Origin of the sequence: Pseudomonas emilianonis, from assembly GCF_023072625.1 — a bacterium.
Classification (GTDB): Bacteria; Pseudomonadota; Gammaproteobacteria; order Pseudomonadales; family Pseudomonadaceae; genus Aquipseudomonas; species Aquipseudomonas paraveronii.
Map to the genome: position 1 here is coordinate 1 of NZ_JAKNRV010000553.1, position 2,365 is coordinate 2,365.

At 64.1% G+C, this 2,365-nt stretch carries 2 pseudogenes; both read right to left on the reverse strand.

Annotated features, from left to right (window positions below):
- Positions 1–555 (reverse strand): annotated as a pseudogene (locus tag L9Z73_RS29205) (AAA family ATPase); the annotation flags it as partial.
- Positions 556–608: 53 nt separating this feature from the next.
- A pseudogene (locus L9Z73_RS29210) lies at positions 609–2,243 on the reverse strand (3'-5' exonuclease); the annotation flags it as partial.
- Positions 2,244–2,365: the final 122 nt, after the last annotated feature.

The window sequence follows — 2,365 nt, forward strand, 5'->3', positions numbered from 1 at the left end:
GTAGCGCAGCATCACCACTTGCTGGGCCAGCGGGTGGCTGCCGTCGCGGTCTTCCTGCAGGCCGCTGTTGCCCAGGTCTTCGCCACTGACCGCTTGCAGCCATTGGCGGGTGTCGGGGCTGTACCAGCCGGCCTCGGCATCGCGGCACAGATCGCCAAGTACGGCGCCGGCCTCGACCGAGGCGAGCTGGTCCTTGTCGCCCAGCAGCACCAAGCGTGCGTGGGGCGGCAAGGCGTCGAGCAGGTTGGCCATCATTTCCAGGTCGATCATCGAGGCTTCATCCACCACCAGCACATCCAGCGGCAATGGATTGCCCAAGTGATGACGGAAGTGACGGGTGCCCGGGCGGCTGCCCAACAGGCGGTGGACGGTGGTGACCTGGGTCGGGATTTTTTCGCGCACGCTGTCAGGCACTTTCAGCGACAGCACTTGCTGGCTGATGGATTCGGTGAGCCGTGCGGCGGCTTTACCGGTGGGCGCTGCCAGACGAATGCGCAACGGGCTGCCGGCTTCCACGGCCGGCGCCTGCAACAGGGCGAGCAGGCGCACCACGGTGGGTCGAGCGTGGCTGAGGGGCATCAGCGCCTCCAGCGGTAACGGCGACAGGCTCATAGCAACACTCCTTGTTCCCAGGCGGGCTCAGCCTTGGGCGGTAACGATTGGCCTTGGAACATCAGGTCCAGGCTCTCGATCAGCGCGCGTGGCGGCCGCGTGAAGTACGCCCCCTGGCTGGCGGCCCGAGTGCCGCGCAGGAACAGATAGAGCGCGCCGCCGACATGCCGGTCGTAGTCGTAATCCGCCAGGCGCGCCTTGAGTTGGCGATGCAGGGCCAGCAGGTAAAGCACGTATTGCAGGTCGTACCGATGCTCAAGGATCGACTGTTCCATGGCTTGCTGGGTGTAGGCCGAATCATCGGGGCCGAGCCAGTTGGATTTGTAGTCGGCCACGTAATAACGGCCGTCGTGTTCGAAGGTCAGGTCGATAAAGCCCTTGAACATGCCGTTGAGCAACACCGGTTCCGCCGCGACGCGAGAGACGCCGTTGTGGGTGTACTGGCACACCAGCTTGTCGAGGGCGAGCACGTCGACTTTATGGCTGGCGAACCAGAACTCCATTTCGATCTGGTAGTGCTGCAGGCCGCTGAGCGTGACCTGATCGTTATCCAGCGGCAGTGGCGTTTGCAGCAGATGGCCGAGCCAACCGCTGAGGGTCATGATCCAGCCTTCCCAATTGCGGCGGTTGCAGCGCGCGCCCACGGCCTTTTCGATCGCCTGCGCGGTCACGTCGAAACCGTCTTCGCCCGCCCATTCCAGGAGTCCATGGAGGAAGGTGCCGGGGTTAGGACCGCGTGGGAAACGGTGAATATCACTGCCCGACGCCGCCACTTCACGCGGTGCGTCAGGGTCGAGGCGTTCGTCGTCGAACAGCTTCTGGGCTTGTGGGCTTTCCGGCGCTTCGAGGCTGGCGGCGCTCATGCTGTCGCCGATGCGCAAAGCGCTGTAGGACGCGATCCACCAGTTTTCCGCAGCCTTGCGCTTGGGCAGCAGGGGCGCCAGCAACGTGGCTTCGTTACGCGGCGGGTAGAAGAGGCTGGCTTGTGATTCGGGCACCGGCGCGTAATGCACGGCGCAACAGCCTTCCTGTAGATCCAGCAACCAGCGCGCCAAGCCGGCGGACTCAGCCAGCGCGGCACCGGCGCCGAGCAAATAGCCCAGGGCCGACAGGTGCAGCACGGAGCTGTTGTTATTGCCGCGCTTGAGGTCGGCAATACCCAGCCAGCACGCGTGTTTGGCGCGGGTCAGGGCGACGTAGAACAGACGCAGGTCTTCCGCCAGGCGCTCGTCATCGGCCTGGGCAATCAACTCGACGGTCGGGCGCAGGCTGACCTGGGACTTGCCGTTGGCATCGTGGTAATGCAGCGGCAAGCGGCTGCCATCCACCGGTTTGGCCGAGCAGATGAAGGGCAGGAACACCAGGTCGTATTCCAAGCCCTTGGATTTGTGGATGGTCACCACCTTGACCAGTTGCTCGTCGCTTTCCAGGCGCAGGATCTGTTCTTCACCGGCCTGCCCCGACAGCGCGAGGTGTTCGGCCAGGTGGCGGATCAAGGCCTGTTCGCCGTCCAGTTCGGAGGCCGCCTGTTGCAGCAGTTCGCTGAGGTGCAACAGGTTGGTCAGCACGCGCTCGCCATCACTGCGGGCGATCAGGGTTTGCGGCAGTTTGAAGTCGTGCAGCAGGCGACGCGCTGTAGTTGAGGATCAGCGGCGGTGTGATGCCAGGAGGCATTTGCTTGAGCACGGTTTGTGACACTGCGGTGACTTGGGCGTTGGCAGTGCGGATGTCGACGCCGGGCTGGAAGAAAATC